The 279-nt window shown below is 44.1% G+C and carries 1 protein-coding gene; it reads right to left on the bottom strand.

Annotated elements, in window-relative coordinates:
* On the bottom strand, nucleotides 1-279 hold a 279-nt coding region (locus AB4653_RS25355), incomplete at both ends, for a GreA/GreB family elongation factor (RefSeq protein WP_372105605.1).

Raw genomic sequence — 279 nt, 5'->3', positions numbered from 1 at the left:
TCTATAGAGATATAGCCTTTAGCATCGCCGTAGATCTCTTCAGGTCCTACAATGCGAAACTTCTTAATTTCCCCATCATCATTCTCAATTTCGACCCAAGCACCGAAAAATACCTTACCTTCTTGTTGTGGCGAGTAATCCACGATAGTGACATCTGGTAGGAATTTGCGTAGGAAACGCACTCGGCGATCAATCTGACGAAGCAAACGCTTATTGAAGGTGTAATCTGCGTTTTCTGAACGATCTCCAAGGCTTGCAGCCCAAGTGACTATCTTAGTG

Origin of the sequence: Vibrio sp. 10N.222.48.A3, assembly GCF_041475345.1 — a bacterium.
Classification (GTDB): Bacteria; Pseudomonadota; Gammaproteobacteria; order Enterobacterales; family Vibrionaceae; genus Vibrio; species Vibrio tasmaniensis_A.
This window is presented reverse-complemented; position numbering and strand designations above follow the sequence as displayed.